The following is a 17,271-nucleotide window of genomic DNA, read 5'->3' as shown; positions in this document are numbered from 1 at the left end:
GCTTACGCGCTCAACGGCGGCCGGGCGCTCTGGCGGATCATGTGATCGATGAGGTGCTTCATCGCCACCTCCGCGCCTTCGATCTTCCAGGTGATGAATTCGGTGAGGAGGTCCGGAAGGGTCTTCGGCGTCACCGTCGGCGCTCCGTCGACCACCTTCAGCTCGTGGAGCGTGGAGAACGTGCGCGAGAACGCGCGGAAGTAGAAGTAGCTGCGCTCGCGCCGGGCCCATCCGGTGAGCGCGGATGCCGTGATCCGGTGCTCCATCTGAGCGGGCGCGGCGGCTGCGGGCCCTGACTCGAGCCGGAAGTCGTCTTTGGCGAACTGAAAGCGATGGCGCTGCGGTCCGTCGGGAAACACCACTTCGATCGCATAGCTCACGCCGAGCTCGCGGAACGGGTCCAGCGCCTTGTCCCGGCTGCGGAATGCCGTCCGCAGCCAGGCTTCGAGCCCCGAGATCACCCTGCTCACTTCGGAGCGCAGCTGCTCGTCGGAATATCGGTCGGGATTGGTGTCCTCGAGCGGCGGGATGGCGGCGGTCGGATCGAATCGCAGGCGCCACGTGTCCTCTTCCAGCATGCTCGCCACCTCGGACGCACCGGGCCGGTGTTCGACCGTCCCGGCCTCGATCTCGAACACGTCGCCCGGATTCGCGATCGCCGTGGCGAGGCTCGGATCGAGGGTCTTCAGGTCCGCGACGTATTGCTCGCGCGAGATGGGGAAGAGGAAAGCGTTGCACCACTCGATCTCACCGGCGAAGCGAAAACCGGCCGCGCCCGGCACGGTCAGCCTGGCCCCGATGCTCGAAGCCGTGGCGAGGTTCTCCTGGTGGCTGTCGTGCGGGAATCCCGCCGACCGGTTGTCGAAGAACCCGAAGTTCTGGCTGGCGTGCATCGCGAACAGCAGGTCGACGCTGCCGACCGCTTCGAGCGCATGGCCGATGGTCTCGCCCGAGAGCACCGAGTCGACCTGGTTCCAGAACGTGCCGCTCCTGTCCTTGAAGATCGCGCCGAACTCCTGGATGTTGGTGACGCTCGAGCGCGTCGTCAGCAGCTCGAAGGTCTCGAACGCCATGCGGCTCATCGGCGGGGTCGGATGCACGTTCCTGAACCCGAGCTTCTCGAGGGCGTACTGAATCACCTTGTCGTCCGGACACACCACGTGAACCTCGCGCGGGAGCTGGGCGAGCGACGGGATGTCGAAGTGATCCGGATGCGAGTGCGAGATGATGATCGCGAAAAGCGGAGGGAGCTTGTCGGCGCGTATCGTCCGCCTGGGACAGGAGACGACCGCTCCATCCTCGAACGGATCCTGGAGCACCGGATCCATCAGGATGTTGGCGCCATCCATCTCGACCAGCACGGTCGCGTGTCCCAGCAGCGTCACTTTCATCGCGACGCATTTTACGCGCTCGCGATTCGCTGTGAACAGTGTCGGGCAGGAAGGTGTTCGGGTTCGAGGAAGCGCGAAAGCTCGACAACCCGCGCGACGAGCCGTGGATCGGCACGCAGAAATAGCTACGCGCCGATCCGCGCTTCGCCCATGACCGCTATCCGGCGAGCAGCTCGCCGATCTTCGCGATCGAGCCCGCGTTGAGGAAGTTGCGACCGAGATCGAAGAGCTCGGCGCACTTGTCGCGACCGAGCACGGGCTCGACCAGGCCGTCGAACTTCTCGCGCAGCACGTCCCAGGACACAGGATTGTCGGGATGGCCGAGCACGCACTGCGTCTCGCCGTGCAGGCGCTCGCCGTCTTCGAGCGTCACTTCGAGGAACGCTCTCCACGCGGGCTGATCGGCGACCGCTTCGAGCTCGACGCGCGGGAAGACCTCGCGAACCGCCGGATCGTCGTAGACCTTCTGCGTGAAGTCCGACGAGACCACGCGATAGCCCGCGAGCCCGAGCGCGATGCAGTACGGCACGCTGAACTTGCCTTCCAGCGGCGTGCGCGGCGCGGTCTTGCCCGCGGTGACGAGCGCGTTGGGATGTACCTTGGCGTGGACCTTCGCGATCTTGCGTCCCCGCACCTTGTCGGCGAGGGTGCGCGCCGCCTGGATCGACGAGTGCGTCGCGCGGCAGCTCGCGAAAGGCTTGATCTGGTTCTCCATCAGCTCCCACTTGCGCTCGAAATCGTCGAGCGTGGGCGGCTCCACTTCGCGGTTCTGGATGAGCACGTCGAGGAGGCCTTTCTCCAGCTCGTAGAGATGCGTCGCTGCGACGAAGCCTTCCTGCGCGAGCTGCGCCGACAGGATGCCGTCCATCGCCGCCTTGCCCGCATGGAAGGGCTTGCCGTGGGTGCCGAACGAGCCGACGACTCCGCCGGCGGTCGTTGCCGCGACGCCGAGCGCGTTGGCGATCTGCTTCTCGTCGAGCTTCAGGATCACGCAGCCCACGGCCGCGGCGCCGGTTCGCCCGAAGATCGACGTCGGATGCCAGCCGCGCCGCTGGAGGCTGCGACCCGTGCCCGGCACCCAGCCCCCGCCGAGCTTGCCCATGACGTCGAAACCGGTGATGAACGCAGCGAGCGTGTCGCGCTCGCTCGCACCGTGCTCCAGCGCGAGGGCGAGCGCCGCCGACCAGCACGGGCCGCCGGGATGGCCTGCGCCGCCGGCATGCGTGTCGTCGTAATCCATCGCGTGCGCCATCGAGCCGTTCGCGAACGCGGCGAGCGCGGGCGTGGTGCGTCCGCCCATGTAGACGCGCGCATTGCCCGAGGCTTTCCAGCGCTCGACGATGGCGCGCGCCGGCAGCGCCGGCGCGTCTTTCGATGCGCCGACGGCGCAGCCCAGATGATCGACCAGCGCGATCAGCGCGGCGTCGGTCACTTCGGCCGGATAGCTGCGGCGCGCGGTGCCCGCGATGTAATTGACGAGTTGCTCGCCGCGCGTGGTCTTGGTCGGCTGCGGCCGGGCTTTGGCGAGAGCGGCTGTGCTCATGCGAATTCTCCTGATGTGCGACCGGCTATTTTAAGACCTGGACGTGCGCCACGAGATTGCTTCGTCGCTCGCGCGCCTCGCAGTGACACCACCGGTCATCGCGAGGCCGGCAGGCCGTGGCGATCTCGTGGCGCACGGACCTTGCGTCAAAGCGCCCAGCTCTTCGGCAGCTCGATCTTCTTGCCCGTCGGATAACCGAGGAAACCGTTCTGCGCGAAGACGTAAGCATTGTTGCGCAGCGGATCGCCGGTGACCGCGATCATGTAATCCTCCGGTTTCCACACGATCGGAACCAGCCGGTTCGGATCGTCGGACTCGTAGAACACCTTGGGGATGCGTCCGCCTTCGACGTCCGCCTTGAGATCCCACACCCCGCGGATGTTCCAGTCGCGCAGCTGGCGCTCGAAGTCGTAGGCGGGCCGGCGGGCGTGCTCGAAGAGATACTTCTTCACGTCGAGCTTGGACCATCCCGCTTTCGCGAGCTGCTCGGCGATGATCGGGCTGATCACCATCAGCGGCCGCAGCGTGCCCATGCCGTGGCTGGTCGTGAACGTGATCTGCCAGTTGTTGAAGCGCTCGACGGTATCGGCGAGATACGGCAGCAGCTCGTCCGGCGTCGATCCCGACACCGACGAGAGCGATCCGCCGCCGGTGTAGCGCGCGATGGTGACGGTGTTGTCGCCGCGCTGGAAACCCATCTCCATGCTGTTCGGTTCCCAGCCGATCTTGGCGAGCACGTCCTCGTTCTCCGCGAGGACGACGCGCCAGGTGTTGCCGTACGTCGCCTTGTCCGTCTTGTGGAGCAGGAAGCCTGCGACGTTGCGAAGATATAAGCGCCAGAAGCGCCCGATCGAGGTGTTCGGCAGGAAGCCGTCGCGCAGCGCGCCCTGCGTATAGTTGAAACCCAGCGCCTTGATGATCGGGCCGTTGAGGATGATCAGCGTGTCGGCGCCGGGCGTGTTTCCGCTGTGCTCGACGCCGTACTGCGGATCGGCCATCGCTTCCACCAGCGCGACGAGGATCGGCATGTACTCGGGCTTGCACCCGGCCATCACGCCGTTGGCCGCGATGCTCCAGATCGTCGCGGCGCGCTTGTCGGGGAGCAGCGTCCCGAGGCTCTCGTCGGGATCGCGATCGGTGTAGCGCAGGAACTCGTCGATCGCCTCGCGTGTCGGCGGGATGATCGGCAGGCCGTCCGAATATTCGTGATCGACGAAGTAGTCGTTGACCTTCCGGAAACCGCCTTTCACCACGATGTCGCGGGCGCGCGGCTCGCGCGTGTCGCCGATCGCGTCGGGCGTCACCGTCAGGTTCCTGATGACGTCGTCCAGTGTGTGGTTGAGGATCGAGTCGCGCAGCTCTTCCGCGGTCTTGGTGCCGATGTGGCCGGGCACCATCGCCAGGGGAATGTTGCGCATGCCGAGACCGACCGAGGTCCCCTGCGCCTGCTTGATGAAGCCTTCACACGTGAGCGAAGAGGTCGGGAAACCGGCGGCTTCGCACGCTGCACTGGCCCGCAACACGGCGGGCGTGCAGCTCCCTCAACACGCCATCCCTGAGAGCACCGCGTCGACCCCGTGCTCGCGCAGCTTCTCGGGCAGCGCTGCGAGCGCTTCCCGCTCGTTGCCGCCGTGCGTGCTGCCGAACACTTTCCAGCTGACGAAGTTGATCTTCGGATAGCGCTTCTTCAGGCCCTCTTCGAGGAGCTCGAACACCTGGTCGCCCTTGAACAGCTCGTCCCAGAGCTGCGCGACGGTCTTGCCGTCGAGATCGTCGAGGCGCGGCGCGAGCTCGCGCGCCATCTGCTGGCGCGGGCTGCGCGGCCAGTGGGCTTCGTAGTAACCGTCGTTCGATTTCTCGGACATTCTTGTTTCCTTGGCAAAAAAACCGGGGTCTGACCCCGATGAGGCTGGGGTCAGACCCCTTCGGTATAGGGTACGCTAGTTCGGCTTCAGGCCGATGAGCCGGACGACCTCCGCCCACTGCTTCACTTCCGCGCGGATCTGCGCGGCGAACGCTTCGGGCGTGCTCGCCACCGGCTCGGCGCCCATGGTGATGAGCTTGGGCTTCACATCCTCGGCGGTCGCGGCCTTGATCGCGGTCTCGGCGATGCGCGCGTGTACGCGCTTCGGAACGCCGGCGGGCGCGAGCATGCCGTACCACACCTGGCTCTGCATATCGACGCCCTGCTCTTTCATCGTCGGCACGTCGGGCATGAGCACGCTGCGCGCGCTGCCCGCGAGCGCCAGCACGCGCACGCGCCCCGCCTTGATGTGCGGCGTGGACGTAGGGATGTTCGCGAACGTGAGGTGCACCTCGCCGCCGATCAGCGCGGTCATCGCCGGGCCGCCGCCTTTGTAGGGCACCGCGACGATGTCGGTTTTGGTGCGCAGCTTGAAGAGCTCGAAACCCATGTACTGCGGACCGCCGGCGTGCGAATAGTTGAGCTGGCCCGGCCGCGCGCGCGCGGTATCGAGCAGCTCCTTCAGCGTCTTCACCTGGAGCGATGGACCGACCACGAGGATGTGCGGGCTGGTCGCGATCAGCGAGACCGGCGCGAAATCGCGGACCGCGTGATAGCCCGGCTTGTCGTGAGTGCTCATGTTGATCGCGAAGATCCCGGTGTTCATGATCAGCGTGTAGCCGTCGGCGCTGGCGCGCGCCACGTATTCGGTCGCGATGTTGGTATCGGCGCCGGGACGGTTGTCGATGACGATCGGCTGGCCGAGCAGCTCGGACATCCGCGGCGCCACGAGGCGCGCGACCGAATCGGTGCCCCCGCCCGGCGGAAAGCCGATCACGATGCGCATCGGCTTCACCGGGAAGGCCTGCGCGCCTGCATAAACGGGGATCAGCGCGGCCAACAGCGCTGCTGCCCATCCGTATCTCCTCATGTTGCCCACCATCCTCCGTCAGACCGTTCGTTATCGCGACTTGATACCCAGCTCCTTCACGAGCCGGCCCCACGTCGCGAGATCGGTCTCGAGAAAGGCTTCGAGCTCCGACGGCCCCATGACTTGTCCGCAGGTTCCTTGACGTTCATTCGTCTTGCCGCCGTCACATCGTGAGCGGCACGTGGGGCGTCGGCACGTAGTCGAGGCAGTCGCGGTTGAGCTGCGAGATGCTGGTGCAGCCGAGATACGCGAGGGTGCGGCTGATCTCCTCGCGGTAGAAGTTGATGGTCTTCGCCGCCCCGGCCTCCCCGCCGACGGTCGTGCCCCACAGCGTCGCGCGCCCGATCATCACGAGCTTGGCGCCGATGGCCAGCGCTTTCACCACGTCGCTGCCGCGGCGGAAACCGCTGTCGACGATGACGGTCGTGCGATTGCCTACCGCATCCACGATCGGACCGAGCGCCTCGATCGGCGCCATCGAGCTGTCGAAGTTGCGCCCGCCGTGGTTGGACACGATGACGCCGTCCGCGCCGTGCGCGATCGCGAGCTCCGCGTCCTTCGGTGTGAGGATGCCTTTCACGAGGAGCTTGCCCGGCCACATGTCGCGCAGGATGCCGAGGTCCTTCCAGGAGAGCGAATCGTTCTTGGTCTTGCGCTCCGCGTTCGACACGTGCGTGAACTTCTCGGTCATGCCTTCCGGATAGTTCGCGCGCGTGGGCATCCCGCCGTTCATCCAGTAACGCATGATCACGCCGAAGAGCCAGCCCGGATTCTTCAGCACCGGCCAGGTGTTCTTCGCGGTGTAGCGGAAGGGCACGGTATAGCCGTTGCGGATGTTGTATTCGCGATTGGTGCCGACCGGACCGTCCACCGTGACGACGAGCGCCTCGAACCCGGCGTTCTTCGCACGCTCGACCAGGATGTGCGACATGCGCACGTCCGACCACATATAGAGCTGGAACCACAGCGTGCCGCCGACTTCCTTCGCGACGTCTTCCATGCTCGTCTGCGAGCCGGTCGCGAGCGTGAACGGGATGTTCGCGGCCTTCGCGGCGCGCGCGAGCTCCAGCTCGCCTTTGAACCAGAGCATGCCTGCCGGTCCTGTCGGCGCGATGCCCAGCGGCATGCCGTGCTTCTTGCCGAAGAGCTCGATCGACTGGTCGCGCTTCGAGACGTCGACCAGCACCTGGGTCCTGAGCTTGATGCGCTCGAACGCCGCGCGGTTGTTGCGCATCGCGACTTCGTCCTCGGTGCCGCGATCGACGAACTCGAACATCCACTTGGGCAGGCGCTGCTTAGCCATGCGCCGCATGTCGTGGTAGTTGAGCGCGTCTTCGAGCTTTTCTTTGAACATGGTCTCCTCCCCGGCACTTAAATGATTCCCATCCAGAAGAGCGTCTTCTTTCCGGTCTCGATGTCGTACTTGCGGACGTATTCCGGTTTGCCGTCGTTCACGCGGAAGACCGACAACGTCACCGGTACGTTGGTAATCGAGTCGCCGTCGCGTCTGCGGCGCGACAGCACGTGTGCGACGACCATCACCCGACCGCTCGGGTCGAGCGCGAAGGTGCGCGGGTGCATGCCGCGCGTATCCTCGTGCTGGACGAGCGTGGGCTCGCCGGTCTGTGCGTCGATGCGATAGACGGCGATGTTGTTCTCGCCGCCTTCGAAAACGTCGTCGATCGTGCCGTCGGCGCGGTTCGCGACGTAGACGTGAGTGCCGGCCGGATGCACGTGCAGCGTGCCCGCGAGCTGTCGCTTGCGCTGGCCGCTCGCTTCATCTGCGAGGGTGCTCTTGGTATGGACGATCGCAGGCTGGATGTTGCCCTCCGCGTCCATGCGGTGCATGCAAAGCTTGTTGCCGCGCTCCATCGAGACGTAGACCCAGCGCTTGTCGGGATGGATGTCCAGATGGCGCGGCCCGAGGCCGGCGGGATACGGCACTTCGGAGGCGAGCGTGAGCGCGTCGTTGCGCGTATCGAAGATCTTTAGAGCGCCGGGATCTTCGCCGTGCCCGGCGCTCGCGTTGTTGCCGCGCGCGCAGACCAGAAGCTTGCTGTCGTCCGGCGTGAAGCGCGCCTGGTGCGGATACATTCCCGCGTCCACAGCAGGATGAGACGGCGCCGGCTCTACCGACGCGCCGTCGTCGCGTATGCGATACAGGAGCGCGGTGCCGGGTCCGCGCTTCACGCCCGCGCCGTTGAACGACACAGCGAGTCGCTTGCCGGCAGCGTCGACGGTGACGTGTATCGGGCGATGCGGCAGGCGCATCGGCGTCCCGACCTGTTCGAGCGAGCCGTCGTCGGCGATGCGAAAAGTGACGAGGTCGTGCTTCTCGCCTTCCTGCCCGCGCACGCGATCGCTGGTTGTCACATAGAGATAGCGCCGCGAAGGATGCGGCCACACGTACTGCACGTTCGCGGGCAGCGTCACGCTGCTCTTTTTCAGGAGCGCCGCGCCTGCTACATCCAGCTCGTAATGCGTGAGCTCTTCGCCGACGCCGGCGTACAAACCCTTCGCTTTCGTCTCGCTCATCAATCGCTTGATCTTCGTCGGAAACGCGGCGAGTATAGCGCCGCCCTAACCTTCCACAAAGCTATAAAATGGAATCATCTAGATAGATATGGAATGGTTCCCCATGAACCTCCGGCAGATTCGCTACCTCTGCGAGATCACGAAGTGCGACTTCAACATCTCGCGCGCGGCGAAGGCGCTGAAGACGAATCAACCCGGCATCAGCAAGCAGATCCGGCTGCTCGAGGACGAGCTCGGCTTCCCGATCTTCAGGCGCCGCCGCAGCCGGCTCTCCGGTGTGACCACCGAAGGCGCGAAGGTCGTCGCGATGGCGGAGAACATCGTCAAGGAGATCGCCAACATCAAGGCGATCAGCGACGACGTGCGGCAGGAGCAGTCGGCCGCGCTGGTCATCGCCGCCACCTATACGCAGGCGGGCTACGTCCTGCCGCAGATCATGAAGCGCTTCGCGACGCTCCATCCCAACGTCACGATCACCATGCGGCATGCCGATCCGGGCCGGATCATGGACATGGTCGAAGCGGGACAGGCCGACATCGGCGTCACCAGCGAAGACCCCACGAGCGTGCGCGCCCTGCTCGCGCTCCCCTGCCGCCGCTTCGACAAGGTGGTCATCGTCCCGAAGAACCACGCGCTGCTGAAAAAGAAGCGCCTCGCGCTGAAAGATCTCGCACGGTACCCGCTGGTGACCTACGAGCCTTCCTTCACCGCGGGCCGTCAGATCATCGAAGCGTTCAGGAAAGAAGGGCTCGCGCCGCAGACGGTCGTGATCGCGATCGGCGCGGACGTGATCAAGTCGTGCGTCGAGCAGGGTCTCGGCATCGCGGTGCTGTCGGAGGTGTCGTTCGATCCGCAGCGCGACGCGAAGCTGCGCGCGATGAAAGCCGGACATCTGTTCGAGCCGTCGACGACCAAGCTCCTGCTCTCGCGCGACCGCTACATCCGCCGCTACACCTACGACTTCATGGAGCTTTGCGAGCCGCGCTGGACGCGCTCGAACGTGCAGCAATCGATGAGAAAAAGCGCGGCGGTCGACGCCGCGCGATAACCGAGGAGCAAGACCCGATGTTTCAGAATCAGTGTTCCAAGCTGTTTTGTTGTGCCGCGATCGCCGCGATCGCCCAGCCGGCGCTCGCGCAGAATTACCCGAACAAGCCGATCCGTTTCATCGTGGGCTTCGCCCCCGGCGGACCCAACGACATCCTGGCGCGCATCGTCGGGCAGAAGCTCAGCGAAGGTTTCGGCGTCCCGATGCCGGTCGACAACCGCCCCGGCGCCGACAGCATGATCGGCACGCAACTCGCCGCGCGCGCAACGCCGGACGGCTACACGATCTGCATGCTCAGCGCGAGCGCGACGATCCATCCGAGCGTCTATCAGAACGTGCCCTACGACGTGGCGAAAGACTTCAGCCACGTCTCTATCCTCGCCTCGGGCGCGTTCGTCGTCGTCGTAAACCCGCAGGTGCCGGTCAAAACGGTCAAGGACCTCATCGCGCTCGCGAAGTCCAAGCCGGGCGCGCTGAACTTCGCGAGCTCCGGCACGGGCGGCACGCTGCATCTCGCGAGCGAGCTCTTCAAGTCGATGGCGCACGTCGACATGAATCACGTGCCTTATAAAGGCGGCGCGCCCGCCGCGACCGACGTCGTGAGCGGCCAGGTGCAGCTCATGTTCAGCCCGATCGCCGTCGCGAAGCCGCACGTCAAGGCGAACCGCCTGCGCATGGTCGCGGTGACGAGCGCCAAGCGCTGGCCCAGCCTGCCCGACGTGCCGGCGATCGCGGAAACGATCCCGGGTTACGAAGCGACGGGCTGGTACGGCATCGTCGCACCGGCGAAGACGCCTCGCCCTGTCGTGATGCGCCTCAACCAGGAGATCGTGAAGGCGGTGTCGTCGGCCGACGTGAAGCAGCAGCTCGCGAGCTTCGATCTCGAGCCGATCGGCAGCTCGCCCGGGCAGATGACGAGCCACATCAATGACGAGCTTCAAAAGTGGGCGAAGGTCGCGCGCGACGCCAAGCTCACCAAGGCGGTGACGCACTGATGATGAGGTGATGTCAGCGCACCTTCAGCACGAGCTTGCCGCGGAAGTGACGGCTTTCGCTGATACGGTGCGCGTCGGCCGCGTCACGCAGGGCGAACACTTTGATCTCCGGTACGCGCACGGCGCCCCTCGTCACGAGCTCGACGATGCGCTCGAGGTGCGCGCGGTCACGCCCCACTTTGGGTTTGAGCGAGACGACGTCGGCGCGGGGCGAAGCCGGCGCCGAACCGTTGATGAACGCCGCGCGGCCGCCGGGCTTCACGACCGCGAACGAGCGCATCGCGACGTCGCCGCCGACGGTATCGAAGACCGCGTCGCAGTCCGACACCACCCGGGTGAAATCGACCGCGTTGTAGTCGATGACCTCGTCGGCGCCGAGGCTGCGCACGTAATCGTGGTTCGCCGCGCTCGCGGTCGCGATCACGTGCGCGCCGATGTGCTTCGCGAGCTGGACCGCGAAACCCGCGACGCCGCCCGCGCCGCCTTGTATGAGGATCTTTTCGCCGGGCTGGAGCTTCAGCGTCTGCTCGATCGCCGCAGTCGCCGTCAGCCCGGTGAGCGCGATGGCCGCGGCCTCGACGTGCGACAGGCTCGCCGGCTTGTGCGCGACGATCGAAGCCTTGATCGCCACCTTCTCGGCGTAGCACTCGTTGTTGACCTGCTCCACGACGCCGAAGACTTGGTCGCCGACCTTCAGATCCGCAACCCCTTGTCCGAGCCCGCTCACCACGCCCGAGAAATCGCGCCCGAGGAAAGCGGGAAACCTGGGGGTGGTGCCGTGATGGCCCGAACGCGCCTTCCAGTCCGCCGCGTTCACGCTGGCGGCGCAGACATCGACGATCACCTGCCCGGCGCGCACGGCCGGATTCGGCACGTCGCCGTACTCCAGGACCTCCGGCCCGCCGTTGCGCATATAAAAGACTGCTTTCACTATTTCTCCGATCGATGAAAGAGGATCGACTATGAATATCCGTTGGTGCCGCTTCCGGGCGGACGACACGATTGCCCACGGCCGTATCGACGGCGAGATCGTCATCGCGCTCGACGGCGCGCCGTGGGAGCCGCACGCCGAGACGTCGAGGACTTACGAGCTCGGCGCGGTGAAGCTCCTCGTGCCGGTGATCCCGCCGACGTTCTACTGCGTGGGGCTCAACTACCGCGAGCACATCATCGCATCCGCCAGGCGACGCGGCATCGAACCCAGGTTCCCGCAGCGGCCCGACGTCAATTATCGGGCGAACAACGCGCTCAATGCGCACGGCGATCCGATCGTGAAGCCGAAGGACGCCGGCGAGCTCTTCCAGTACGAAGGCGAGCTCGTCGCGGTCATCGGCAGGCAGGGCCGGCACATCGAGCCGGAGCGCGCGCTCGACCATGTGTTCGGCTACACCATCGGCAACGACGTCAGCGAGCGCACCTGGCAGCGCGGCGACCGCACCGGCTGGCGCGCCAGGAACTCCGACACCTTCAATCCCATGGGGCCGTGGATCGTCAGCGGCGCGGACTACCGCAAGATGACCACGGTCGTGCGCATGAACGGCGAGGAAGTCGACCGCTTCGCGACCGGCGCGATGATCCACGACGTCGAGACCTGCGTCGCCGAGATCAGCAAGTACTGCACGCTCTACCCCGGCGACGTCATCTGGATGGGCACCGACGGCGCGCCGCGCAACATGAAACCCGGCGACGTGTGCGAGATCGAGATCAGCGACATCGGCGTGCTGCGCAACCCCGTCGTCGCGGAGCAGTGACAAAATCCGGGTCAGAGTCACATTTCGCGGAATTAATCTGACTCTGACCCGGATTATGGGAGGTAACGATGGACCACACACCCGCGCCGCTGTCGCCGGCCGCCGCTCGCGCGTTGCAGCCGCCTGAAGGGCTGCGCTCCGCGGAGGTATTCCGTGATGCTCACGTCGAGATCCGCTTCGCTGCACGGCCGACCTCCGGACCGCAGGTGCCGCACGCGCGCGACGAGTTCTATATCGTCGCTTCCGGAACGGCACGTTATCGCTGGGAAGGCGGAGAAACCCGCATCGGGCCGGGGCATTTGCTGTTCGCAGCCGCGCACACCGCGCACGGGTACGACCAGTTCTCCGATGATTTCTCGGTCTGGGTCGTTTTCTACGGGCCGGAGAAGCCTGCGTAGACCTCGCCGGTTCGCCGGGCGCCATTCATAATCGACCGTCCGCACGCGAGGAGACTGCTGTGGCCCGAGTGACCAAACCCGATCGCGAATCGCTGCCGCCCGGCGAGCGGCGCTTCTTCGACGCCGTCCTCGCGATACGCCGCCGCCCGATCAGCGGGCCGTTCATCGTGCTCTCGAACAGCAGTCCCGATCTCGCGGCGCGCTTCGCGCAGCTCGGGCATTACTTCCACGCGCGCGGACAGGCCGACGAATCGATCGTGCCTCTGCGCGACCGCTGCTTCGTATCGCTGATCGGCTCGCGCGTCCTCGAGTCGCCGTACGAGTGGGCCGCGTGGCACAACTGGTCGATCGACGCGGGCGTCTCGCAGGCGACCGCCGATGCGATCCGCGAAGGCCGCACGCCCGAGCTCGATCCGACCGAGCGGCTCATCGACGAGCTTTGCAGCGCGCTCGTCTCGGGCGATCACCGCGTCGGCGACGGCCTGTTCGACCAGGCGCGCGCGCATTACGGCGACAAGGCGCTGGTAGAGCTCGTGGTGACGCTCGGCTATTTCGCGATGATCGCGCTGCCGCTCGTCGCGATGGAGATGGAGATGTCGCCTTCGCAGCTCGCGCAGCGCAGGCCTTTCGAGCCGCTGCGCGTGCGCGGACGGCCATGGTCCGGCAGTGAGCGCCCATCGCTGCCGCCGCTGGCCGAGACGCGTGCGACGCCGCGGCTGCCGGCGCTGACCGGGCACGATCATCTCGCACCCGCCGACCAGCATTTCCTCGATCGCGTGATCCGCAGCCGCGGCTGGATCTCGCCGCTCTACGCGGTGCTGCTCCACACGCCCGACGTCGCCGAGCGCATCGCGCACATCGGCGAGTACATCCTGTATCAGTCGGGCCTCGCCCCGCAGACCCGCGCGCTGGTTACGCTGTTGACGGCGCGCGAGCTCGACGCGCCGTATACGTGGGCCGCGGGGAAGGCGATGGCCGAGGACTGCGCATTCGATGCGACCCTCGTGCCGCAGGTCGCCGACGGCGCGCTGCGCGCCGCCTCGCACGACGAACGCCTCGTCGCCACCTATTGCCTGCAGCTCCTGCGGCCCAATCACCACGTGTCCGACGAGGTCCACGCCCGCATGCTCGACCGCTACGGCTTGTCCGCGACCATCCAGGTCGCGGCGCTCGCGGGTTACGTCGCGATGACGAGCTTCATCGCGACGGCGTTCGAGCTGTCACCGCTGGAGGTCGACAAGCCGCTGCTCTAGTGGAAGCCCTCGAACACATCCTCACGCTCTTTGTCGCGGCCATCATCCTCGCGGCCGCCGCCCGCCGTGTCGGCGCGCCGTATCCGGTGTTCCTGGCGATCGGCGGCGCGCTGCTCGCGTTCGTGCCGGGGATGCCCGCGTTCACCGTGCCGCCCGAGCTCGTGCTCGCGCTCTTCGTCGCGCCGGTGCTGCTCGATGCCGCGTACGACACTTCGTTGCGCGACCTGAGGGACAACTGGGCGCCGGTGACTGCGCTGGTGGTCGTGGCGGTGGGGCTCACGACTGCGGCGGTCGCGTTCGTCGCGCACGCGCTCGTCCCTGCGATGCCGTGGGCGGCGGCGGTCGCGCTGGGCGCGATCGTCGCGCCGCCCGACGCGGTCGCGGCGACCGCGGTGCTGCGCCCTTTGCAGCCGCCGCAGCGCATCCTCACGGTGCTCGAAGGCGAGAGCCTGCTGAACGATGCGAGCGCCCTGCTCATCTACCGTGTCGCGGTCGGTGCGGCCGCCGGCGGATTCTCGATCGCGAGCGTCGCGCCGACGTTCCTGATCGCGGTGGTGGGCAGCCTCATCGTCGGTCCGGCGCTCGGCTGGCTCACGGTGCGCCTGCTCGAGCGCATACAGCACGTGCCGACCGCGATCATCGTGCAGTTCGTCACCACGTTCGGCGTGTGGATCCTCGCCGAGCACATCGGACTCTCCGGCGTGCTCACGACCGTGTGCCACGCGATCACGGTCGCTCGCACCGCGCCCGCGGTCACGCCCGCGCGCATCCGGGTGCCGACCTACGCGGTGTGGGAGACGGTGGTGTTCGCGCTGAACGTCCTCGCGTTCATCTTCATCGGCCTGCAGGTCGGGCCGATACTCGAGGCGCTCGAGCCCGCGGACTACGTGCGTTACTTCGGCGTCGCGGGCGCGGTGCTGGTGACGGCGATCGTCGTGCGTATCGCCTGGCACATGACGTTCAACGCCGCCCTGCGCTGGAGGATCAGCCGCGTCGGCTTCAACCCGCCGCGGCCGATGCTGCGTCCGACGGTGGGCAGCGGGCTGCTCATCGCGTGGTCGGGCATGCGCGGCATCGTCTCGCTCGCTGCGGCGATGGCGCTGCCCACAGGTTTCCCGTACCGCGACCTGATCCTGTTGACCGCCTTCTGCGTGGTGCTCGGCACCCTGGCGATCCAGGGGCTCACGCTGAAGGCGCTGATGCGCGCGCTCGCTCTGCGCGACGGCGACCCGGTGTCACACGAGGTCGACACCGCGCGCGAGCGCGCGCTGCAGGCAGGCCTCGCGAGCTTCGCGCACGACCGCTCTCCTCTCGCCGATCTCGTGCGGCACGAGTTCGAGGCACACCTCGCCTACGAGGAATCCGCCCGCGCGGACGGCGCGCACGCGGCGCACACCGATCTGCATCGCAACGCCTTGCGCGCCGCGCGGAAAGCGGTCTTCGACATGCGCGCGAGCTACGAGATCGGCGACGACGCGTTCCACCGCATCGAGGAAGAGCTGGACTGGCTGGAGATGGCGAGCGCGCGCGACGCGCCGTAGCTATTTCCTAATCGGGGTCAGGTCCACATTTCCGGCCGTACCTTTGGAGGTCGGCCTTTTCCGAGCGGTCGCACCGTGGACGGCGGAATACAGCGTGCGGCGTTACGTTGCGGTTGCGCCGTTGGCCGGCAGGCGCACCTGAGCAAAGGTGCCGCTGGGTGTCGAATCACAGAAATGTGGACCTGACCCCATTTATTCGCGAAGCGAGCCGTGGCGATCTCGTGGCGCACGAGCGTCGCCGAGCGCCTCGAGATTGCTTCGTCGCCGCATCGCGGCTCCTCGCAATGACACAGTAGGTGGTTACGCAAGCCCCGCCTTATCCAGACCGTAGTTCTTGTCGTAGACGCCCGGCGTGGTGCGAACGGCCACGTTGGCGCGGTTCCATGCATTGATGACCATGATGCGGAAGATCAGTGTCGAGAGCTCTTTCTCGCTGAAATGCTCGCGCGTCTCGGCATAGAGCTCGTCGGAGATGCCCGTCGGCGCGATCCGGGTGAGCGCCTCGGTCAAGGCGAGCGCGGCGCGTTCCTTCGGGGTGAACAGCGGCGACTCGCGCCAGATCGCCACGTGGTACAGGCGCAGCTCGCGCTCGCCGTGCAGCTTCGCCTCCTTGACGTGCATGTCGAGACAGAACGCGCAGCCGTTCAACTGCGAGGCGCGGATATCCACCAGGTGCGATAACCCCTGCTCGATGCGGCCGCTGTTGACGATCGTCGCGCCGAGGTCGACCAGCTTCTTGACGAGGTCCGGCGACTGCTCCATGTGGTTCAGGCGGGTGGGTGCGTTGGTGTGGCTCATGATCGTTCGGTGTCCTGTGTCGAGGGTTGATGGTTTGCTCGTGATCACACCTTCAAGACGAGGCGTCTTCGTCCGATGTGACATCGCGGCCGAGGCTCGCCAGAACGCCCCGCAGCTTGTCGGGATTGCGCTGGATGTACAGCGCGCCGATGCGACCGGGCTCCATGGCCGAAGGCGCCAGCGCGACGGTCTGCACCAGTCGGCCGCTCGCGTCGTCGAAGACCAGGCAACCCGGCAGGCCGTTGATGAGGGCCGGTTCCAGCCGCCACGTGCGGCTGCCGGGCAGCTTCGCAAAGCCGATGAAAGCCCTGGCGACCAGCGCGCCGCCGTGCAGCGGGCGCGGCACGGCGCTGACCTTGCCGCCGCCGTCGGCCAGCATCACCGCATCTTCGGTCAGGACCTTGGTCAAGGCGTCGACGTCGTGATTGCGCACCGCGTCGCTGAACGCGGCGAACAGGCGCTGGCGCTCTTCGTCCTGCACTTCGCGGCGCGCATAATCGGCCGTCACGTGGCTGCGCGCGCGGCTCGCCAACTGGCGGCACGCGGCCGGGCTGCGCCCGAGGCGCCGCCCGATCTCGTCGAAGTCGAGGTCGAATACCTCGTGCAGCAGGAAGGCCGCGCGCTCCAGCGGCGACAGCCGCTCCAGCGCCAGCATGAAGGCCACGGACACGTCCTGCGCGAACTCGGTCTGCACCTCGGGACCCGGCGACCAGCCGGCCTCCTCGTTCAGCAGCGGCTCGGGCAGCCACACGCCGACGTATTGCTCGCGTCTCGCGGCCGCCGAGCGCAGCTTGTCCAGGCACAGGTTGGTCACCAGGCGCGAGAGATAGGCGCCGGAGTGCTGGACCGTGTCTTCGTCCACCTCGGCCCAGCGCAGCCAGGCCTCCTGCACGATGTCCTCGGCGTCCGCCCGCGAGCCGAGCATGCGGTAGGCCAGCGCGCGCAGGCTGCGTGCGTGGTCGCGATCGTAGCGCTGGGCGCGTTCGGAGAGGGTCGTGGTCATGGCTGATGGTTCGAAAAAGGTCGTTTACCTGGGACAGACGGGACAGCGCGGAGGTTTGTGACTTAAATGGGGTCGGAGTCGAATTTCGGTGCGAGAATGTGACTCTGACCCGGATTTAGGG

The 17,271-nt window shown here is 66.6% G+C and carries 16 protein-coding genes; 6 read left to right on the top strand and 10 right to left on the bottom strand.

Annotated features, from left to right (window positions below; genetic code table 11):
* Positions 1–2: 2 nt before the first annotated feature.
* The 7 genes from VHP37_06730 to VHP37_06700 all read right to left on the bottom strand — a co-directional run bounded on the left by VHP37_06730 (position 3) and on the right by VHP37_06700 (position 8,363).
* Entirely contained in the window at positions 3–1,391 is a 1,389-nt protein-coding gene (locus VHP37_06730) for an MBL fold metallo-hydrolase (protein ID HEX2826023.1), read from the bottom strand.
* Positions 1,392–1,548: 157 nt separating this feature from the next.
* Positions 1,549–2,934: an MmgE/PrpD family protein gene (locus VHP37_06725; protein ID HEX2826022.1), complete on the bottom strand. Its 1,386-nt coding sequence runs from the start codon at positions 2,932–2,934 to the stop codon at positions 1,549–1,551.
* 146 nt (positions 2,935–3,080) lie between these two features.
* Entirely contained in the window at positions 3,081–4,457 is a 1,377-nt protein-coding gene (locus VHP37_06720) for a UGSC family (seleno)protein (protein HEX2826021.1), read from the bottom strand.
* Positions 4,458–4,475: 18 nt separating this feature from the next.
* The gene (locus VHP37_06715; GenBank protein ID HEX2826020.1) at positions 4,476–4,799 is read right to left on the bottom strand and encodes a hypothetical protein; all 324 of its coding nucleotides are present in this window, start codon (positions 4,797–4,799) and stop codon (positions 4,476–4,478) included.
* A gap of 75 nt (positions 4,800–4,874) precedes the next feature.
* Positions 4,875–5,828, bottom strand: coding sequence for a tripartite tricarboxylate transporter substrate binding protein (locus tag VHP37_06710; GenBank protein HEX2826019.1), 954 nt, complete (start codon positions 5,826–5,828; stop codon positions 4,875–4,877).
* Between the two features lie 163 nt (positions 5,829–5,991).
* Positions 5,992–7,182: an alpha-hydroxy acid oxidase gene (locus tag VHP37_06705; protein HEX2826018.1), complete on the bottom strand. Its 1,191-nt coding sequence runs from the start codon at positions 7,180–7,182 to the stop codon at positions 5,992–5,994.
* Positions 7,183–7,199: 17 nt separating this feature from the next.
* Positions 7,200–8,363 (bottom strand): beta-propeller fold lactonase family protein, encoded by a 1,164-nt coding sequence (locus VHP37_06700; GenBank protein HEX2826017.1) that lies wholly within the window; start codon positions 8,361–8,363, stop codon positions 7,200–7,202.
* A 103-nt stretch (positions 8,364–8,466) separates the two neighbouring features.
* On the opposite strand from VHP37_06700, the gene VHP37_06695 reads away from it, so the two are divergent.
* Entirely contained in the window at positions 8,467–9,411 is a 945-nt protein-coding gene (locus tag VHP37_06695; GenBank protein ID HEX2826016.1) for a LysR substrate-binding domain-containing protein, read from the top strand.
* Positions 9,412–9,428: 17 nt separating this feature from the next.
* A complete protein-coding gene (locus VHP37_06690) occupies positions 9,429–10,406 on the top strand; it encodes a tripartite tricarboxylate transporter substrate binding protein (GenBank protein ID HEX2826015.1) in 978 nt (325 codons plus the stop codon).
* 13 nt (positions 10,407–10,419) lie between these two features.
* Here VHP37_06690 and VHP37_06685 read toward each other — a convergent pair whose 3' ends face one another.
* A complete protein-coding gene (locus VHP37_06685) occupies positions 10,420–11,337 on the bottom strand; it encodes an NADP-dependent oxidoreductase (protein ID HEX2826014.1) in 918 nt (305 codons plus the stop codon).
* Positions 11,338–11,368: 31 nt separating this feature from the next.
* Here VHP37_06685 and VHP37_06680 point away from each other — a divergent pair, with 31 nt between their 5' ends.
* The 4 genes from VHP37_06680 to VHP37_06665 all read left to right on the top strand — a co-directional run bounded on the left by VHP37_06680 (position 11,369) and on the right by VHP37_06665 (position 15,349).
* On the top strand, positions 11,369–12,157 hold the full coding sequence (locus tag VHP37_06680) for a fumarylacetoacetate hydrolase family protein (protein ID HEX2826013.1): 789 nt from the start codon (positions 11,369–11,371) through the stop codon (positions 12,155–12,157).
* A gap of 68 nt (positions 12,158–12,225) precedes the next feature.
* Positions 12,226–12,555, top strand: coding sequence for a cupin domain-containing protein (locus VHP37_06675; protein ID HEX2826012.1), 330 nt, complete (start codon positions 12,226–12,228; stop codon positions 12,553–12,555).
* Between the two features lie 59 nt (positions 12,556–12,614).
* Positions 12,615–13,808: a hypothetical protein gene (locus VHP37_06670; protein ID HEX2826011.1), complete on the top strand. Its 1,194-nt coding sequence runs from the start codon at positions 12,615–12,617 to the stop codon at positions 13,806–13,808.
* On the top strand, positions 13,808–15,349 hold the full coding sequence (locus tag VHP37_06665) for a cation:proton antiporter (GenBank protein ID HEX2826010.1): 1,542 nt from the start codon (positions 13,808–13,810) through the stop codon (positions 15,347–15,349). Before VHP37_06670 ends, VHP37_06665 begins: the two co-directional genes overlap by 1 nt.
* 300 nt (positions 15,350–15,649) lie before the next feature.
* On the opposite strand, the gene VHP37_06660 is transcribed toward VHP37_06665, so the two are convergent.
* Both VHP37_06660 and sigJ read right to left on the bottom strand, forming a co-directional pair.
* Positions 15,650–16,147: a carboxymuconolactone decarboxylase family protein gene (locus tag VHP37_06660; GenBank protein ID HEX2826009.1), complete on the bottom strand. Its 498-nt coding sequence runs from the start codon at positions 16,145–16,147 to the stop codon at positions 15,650–15,652.
* Positions 16,148–16,199: 52 nt separating this feature from the next.
* Positions 16,200–17,150, bottom strand: a complete 951-nt coding sequence (sigJ, locus tag VHP37_06655; GenBank protein ID HEX2826008.1) for an RNA polymerase sigma factor SigJ — start codon at positions 17,148–17,150, stop codon at positions 16,200–16,202.
* Between the last annotated feature and the right edge of the window lie 121 nt (positions 17,151–17,271).

Source organism: Burkholderiales bacterium (assembly GCA_036262035.1).
In the GTDB taxonomy this organism is placed as follows: Bacteria; Pseudomonadota; Gammaproteobacteria; order Burkholderiales; family SG8-41; genus JAQGMV01.
The sequence above is the reverse complement of the archived record's forward strand: the minus strand, read 5'-3'. Positions and strand labels throughout refer to the sequence as shown.